The following is a 6,046-nucleotide window of genomic DNA, read 5'->3' on the forward strand; positions in this document are numbered from 1 at the left end:
ACTTTGGAGTCAAACGGTAGGAAGCAAAGGCGATGAGGTGATGAAACGCTTGCTGGAAACCCGCGATGGGGGGTATCTTTTGGCAGGTACCTCAAACGGCACTGCCTCAAAAGACAAAAAGACAGCCAAAGGCGGTAATGACTTTTGGGTGGTAAAGCTCAAAGACAAGGACAAGGAAGAGAAAGCCCGCATTGACCTGGAAGCGGTACCGAACCCGACGGAATATTTTACCAATGTAATTGTAAGCTTTGACTACAGCAAAGGAACAGCGACTTTATACGATTTGAGCGGAAGAACAATCAGCCGTACGGAGATCAAAGGCGAAAAAACGATACCGGTAGAATTGACCAACCTCCCAACCGGGATCTACGTAGTAGAAATAAAAACAGATACCGAAACCGGCGGGGTTAAAGTGATTAAGAAATAAATACGGATAAGAAATGATAAAATATAAACTAATTACTGCTTTTTGTCTCTTTTTAAGTTTTTTAGGGTACGGACAAGAAGAACTGGAATTGCCGGATTATGCAGTTCCGTCACCACAATCAAACGGATTGGCACAATTCGGAGATTTGAATATAGATGAGTCGAGCGGAAAATTTTCACATACCATTTCGGTATTTAATTATTCGGCGGGTAGTATAAACGTTCCCGTAGGTTTAACATACATGGGAAATGGAGTTAAAGTCGAAGAAAACCCTGACTGGACAGGGATGAATTGGAATTTGAATGCAGGAGGCGTGATCACAAGAACGGTGCGTGATCTTCCGGATGAAACGACATATCCGTCCTATCATTATTCACCGGATCAGATTGCCGATATGTTCCAAAGCGGAGAAATAGCAGATATGGATGATTTTGGTTTTTTTGTAGAAGACAATAAGAACTACGATTCTGAAGCCGATGTGTTCAGTTTTAATTTTCTGGGATACTCAGGAACATTTTATTTAGAGAAGGACAGTCTGGGGAACTACAGTGCAAAACTTTCCAAATACGAATCAGAATTCAAAGTAGAGCTACTCGGTAATTTTTCAGCACCTAACGGGTTTTATGATTTCGGAGATCAAAGTTCAAACAATCCGCATTACGAGTTTAAGTTTACAGGACCAGACGGGACGACCTATTTTTTCGGTGGTGTAGTGACCAGTCAAACCGGAGCCGATAATTTTGAGGCAGTAGAGGAAACGGAACTATTTGACCACAACCCGTTACACCAAAGCATGAGAGCTAAAACAGCTTTTTACCTTACCAAGATAGAAAGCTTTAACGGAGATACCGTTTATTTTACGTATGAAACCATTCCCAGCTATTATGTTTACTATAAAAAGAACCAAAAGGTAAGTAAAATAATTTATTCAGAATCAGAGCCAGGTTGTGAAGGAAGTTCTTCTACTCCTGAAAATAACATGCAGACCCTGACCGTTAGAAATAAAATATTTAACGGAAAGTTCTTAAAGCAAATCTGGAGTCCGCAAAACGGACTGTATGTCGATTTTACGTCCACAGGAGTTTACGAACAGGTAACACCGATAACCACTAACTTAAAATACAAGGTACTGAGTCAGATCAGTTACGGGACCAATACTTTTAATCTGAGCTATTCCCCTTCATTAACCCAGTTAGCCTCAGGGGATATCGACAAATTCTTTTTAGTGGATACGAACATGGAATCCAGCTCAGGAACTACAACCCTGCAGTATACTTTTGAATACGAAGATCTGAACAACATTCCGGGGGTTAACTCTAATGCACAGGACTATTTGGGCTATTTTAACGGAGTTACAGCCAATGCTAACCTACTGCCTAAGAATGCCGAGAAATTATTTTCAGATTATTTATTACTTTATATAACCCCTGAAACGGGACCTTTATCGTATTACGATTATATATATGAGCAATCAAAATTCTCAGAGATCGGTAATTTAGCCGACAGAGAACCTTATTTTGATTATGCAACCAATGGGTGTTTAAAGAAAATAACCTACCCGACCGGAGGATATACCCTGATCGATTATGAACCGGAAGACAAAAAAACGGTTTATGCCGATAAAGAACTACAGATCAATTTTGATCCGGTTTTCGGTTCAGACATGGAAGACGAACTGCTTTTATCAAATTATACAGTAGTTTTTTCGGGCAATGATTTTTATGAAGTATATAATGATCTTCCGGGAATTCCGGAAGAACAAACGGTTGAGTTGACCTTAACCTTTACAGGGTCTAATACTAATGTGGCGACCTTAGATTACAGAGATTTTGCATACGTGGAGATCACGAATATAACTACGGATTCCGTATTTACAAAAAACCTGCATTTTCCGGCAGAAGAGCTGATGAATAGCGCAGGGCAAACGAGTTTTACGACACAATACGCTTTTAATTATACGTTTAAGAAACAGGATAAGTACAATATCAAGATCGGTTTTGGAGATAATTATGCCCCCAATGAGGGCTATATAAATGATCCTAACACGACTATGCTGACACCTAATTTGTTCGGAAAACTGGAATTCAAATATTTAGACGGTTACGATCCGGACGACGGATTGGGGATCAGAGTAAAACGCATTGTAGATTACACAGCTTCCGGAGAAACGGCTTCCCATAAGCGGTATTATTACTCAAACATTCAGAAATTAGACGATACGGGAATAAAAAAATATTATCCTTTGTTCCATAGTTTTTCTTTAGAAGGAACACAAGGTTTTAATCAGGGGACACAGTCAAATTGCATGGTGCTGTCGACCTATATGGAGATGAATTCACAACTGCAGGCGTTTAACCTTCCGGTGCTTAATGGTGCATTGGAAGAAGAAAGAACCGTTAGCGTGAGCCTTGGCGGAGAGAATTTTGAAAAAGGAGGCTATGAAAAAGATTTTTATACGCAAAGAGATGAGTATCAAGAGATCTTTAATCCGGCAGGAGAAGAATATGCCTCTTATTATGCTGCTTTAGCCTATACCTTTAAAAGCTTTAACAATGCGGCAACCAATACAAGCGCTGTAGACGGACTCTTGCTCAGGGAAAGACTTTGGGAAAGAACCAATTCGGCTCCTGATCTGCGATTGCAAAAAGAAACCTGCTACGATTACCATATTAACTTTTTTCACCAAAATCCTAATATGCTTTATGTACAGATGTACCAAAGTTCTTTTGGGGCAAGTGGAAATGCAACGACTTTGGGCTCAATGTATATGGGCTATTATTTCAATAATACCTATAAACCGGAGCTGCGATGGAAGGTTGAAACCGATTTTTTAAGCGATGTAAGCGTATGGGATTATTTTACGGCCAACACCAGTTTTAACCTTAATCAATTACCCGATTACAGTTCGTTTGACACCCGAACGTTAAGAACAGATTATCTGGATAATATCAATAACATTTATTCCGGTATGCCGGGACATATAAAAACCACCAACAGCAGCGGAGAGATACTAGAGGTAAAAAATTACTATCCTACGGATTATTTTCTGGGACAGTTGACGAATTTAAGCGGTAGCGAGCTAACAGCCTACGGAGCACTTGAAACAGCCAACCGTATAGCACAACCGATCTATGTTGAAAGCTTTAAAAATACCGGCAAAACATCAGCCGTAAAATACATTTACGAACAACCGGATGCAAACCTACCTTTTCTACTGAGTAAGGTACAGAGTGCTAAAGAAGATCAGTCGTTAGAGGATCGCATCATTTATGCAAAATACGACGATAACGGAAACCCCGTAGAGGTTCAAAAAGAAAAAGGAGTCAAAGTGGTCTACATCTGGTCAGAAAGCAGAAAACCGTTGTATAAAGTGGTTAACAGCGATTATGATACCGTGATGGCAGCCTTGACCGCATCGGGAATTACCTTGGGCAACGGTTTTAGCGGAGCGACGATCAGTGCAAACCAAACCTTGATCAATCAAAGCACCCTGGCAACAGCCCAAGTTTATTGTTACCGCTATAATATGTACGATCTGATCGTACAGATGGTCCAACCTAACGGAAACTATATGGATTATCAGTACGACGCCTTCAACCGTTTACAGAATGTCAAAGACAAAGACGGCAACATCCTGAGCGAAAACGAAATACACTATACAAGCGATAACTAACCCCCTAAACAAGAATAAAGTATAATCTTATGCGTAAAAAACTGTTATTTTTCCTTTCATTGGTACCGGTTCTTGCTTTAGGGCAAAGTCCGGATCAGAATTATGTAAAGACCACGACCTACAAGCAGCCCAATACAACCTCATTGAGTAACCCGGGCGCAGACGAGGCAGTAGTACAAATCACCTATTATGACGGATTAGGGCGCCCTGTTCAGCAGATTGCCCACAAACAGTCTAATGGCGGAAACGATATTGTGACCCCTGTGGAATACGATGCTTTCGGTAGGCAAACCAAAGAGTTCCTGCCTTATGCAAACAGCGCACCGAGTTTAAATTATATAGATGCAACCACCGTGAGTTCAGATCTGAACAGCTTTTATAGTTCCTATAACGGAGGAACCACCACCCCGTTCAGCGAAAAAGAACTGGAAGCCTCACCTTTAGACCGTATAAAGAAACAAGCAGCTCCGGGAGATGCCTGGGCGATGAACAGCGGAAAAGAGATCCGTTTTGACTACCAGTCAAACGATGCTAACGAAGTAAAGCTCTTTCAGGCTACAGCAAGCTGGGACGCTACTTTAGAGATCTATAGCATAGCTCTGGTACAGCAAATGGCTTATAATGCACAAGAACTCTATAAGACCGTAACCAAAGACGAGAACTGGACCAGCGGTAAGAACCATACCACCGAAGAATTTAAGAACAAAGAAGGACAAGTGGTTCTTAAACGAACGTATGCCGATTACGGAGCACAAACCGAAGTAAAACACGACACCTATTACGTTTACGACCAGTTCGGCAACTTGACCTATGTATTGCCTCCTCTGGCTGCTGCCAGCGATATTACCCAGGACATACTGGACGAGTTGTGTTACCAGTACCGCTACGACAAACGCAACCGTTTGGTCGAGAAAAAACTACCCGGAAAACAATGGGAGTACATCGTGTACAACAGTCAGGATCAGGTAGTGGCAAGCGGTCCGGCATACAACCCTTGGGGAGCCACAGGGGAAAACGACAAAGGCTGGTTGATCACCAAGTACGATGTATTCGGAAGAGTGCTCTATACCGGTTACTACACCGGAAGAGCAGTTAAAGCCGTAGAGCGTACCGCCTATCAGGCCGAACAGGATCTCGTTGCTGAATTTTTTGAACGGATAGACGATACGTTTACCTACGATAATGTTACACTGGGGTATACCAATAAAGTACTGCCTACTTCAGGTTTCAAGCTTTTAAGCCTGAACTATTATGACAATTACGATTATCCTTTTGCTCCGGCAACCGTTCCCACTACATTGCCGGACAGTACTTACCCGATAGCACAGCATGTAAAAGGTTTCCCTACGGGTAGCTGGGTAAGAGTGTTAGACGACCCGACCGCTACCACGGCTACCGTAAGTTATACGTTGTACGATGACAAATACCGCCCGGTACGGACTTATACGACCAATCATTTAGGTGGTTATACCCAGGTAGATACCAAACTGGACTGGGCAGGGCAGGTGGACTATACCCTGACAACCCACCAATACGATGCCAATGCAGCGGTAGTTACCGTAAAAGATATGTATACCTATACCGACCAAGGCCGTTTGTTGCTGCACAAACAGCAGATCGACCAGACTGCCGAACAATTGATCAGCAAAAATACCTATGACGAACTGGGGCAATTGATCAGCAAAAATGTGGGCGGTACAGACGTTACGGGAGCAACCGCTTTACAAACGGTAGACTATACCTACAACATCAGAGGTTGGTTGACAAACATTAATGATGTTAATAATATTATGACAGGCAATGACCTGTTTAACTTTAAGATCGATTATAACGACTATGCTTCTCTGGCGATCCATGATGCGGCACCTGATGCTTTGTATAACGGAAACATCTCGGCTACGTATTGGCGAACGGCAAATGATAACGTCCTGCGAAAATACAACTAT

The 6,046-nt window shown here is 42.0% G+C and carries 3 protein-coding genes; all 3 read left to right on the top strand.

All coding sequences use genetic code 11. The annotated features are described in order from the left end of the window. Positions 1-427: T9SS type A sorting domain-containing protein (locus NHF50_RS03450; RefSeq protein ID WP_252775068.1), on the top strand; the 427-nt coding region annotated here is incomplete at its 5' end. A gap of 13 nt (positions 428-440) precedes the next feature. After that, complete coding sequence (locus tag NHF50_RS03455) at positions 441-4,100, top strand: hypothetical protein (RefSeq protein ID WP_252775069.1); 3,660 nt, start codon at positions 441-443, stop codon at positions 4,098-4,100. Positions 4,101-4,129: 29 nt separating this feature from the next. Continuing rightward, positions 4,130-6,046, top strand: a 1,917-nt coding sequence (locus NHF50_RS03460) for a DUF6443 domain-containing protein (protein ID WP_252775070.1), incomplete at its 3' end; no start/stop codon positions are given.

The sequence above is a fragment of the Flavobacterium sp. NRK F10 genome (assembly GCF_024054235.1).
Lineage (GTDB): Bacteria > Bacteroidota > Bacteroidia > Flavobacteriales > Flavobacteriaceae > Flavobacterium > Flavobacterium sediminis.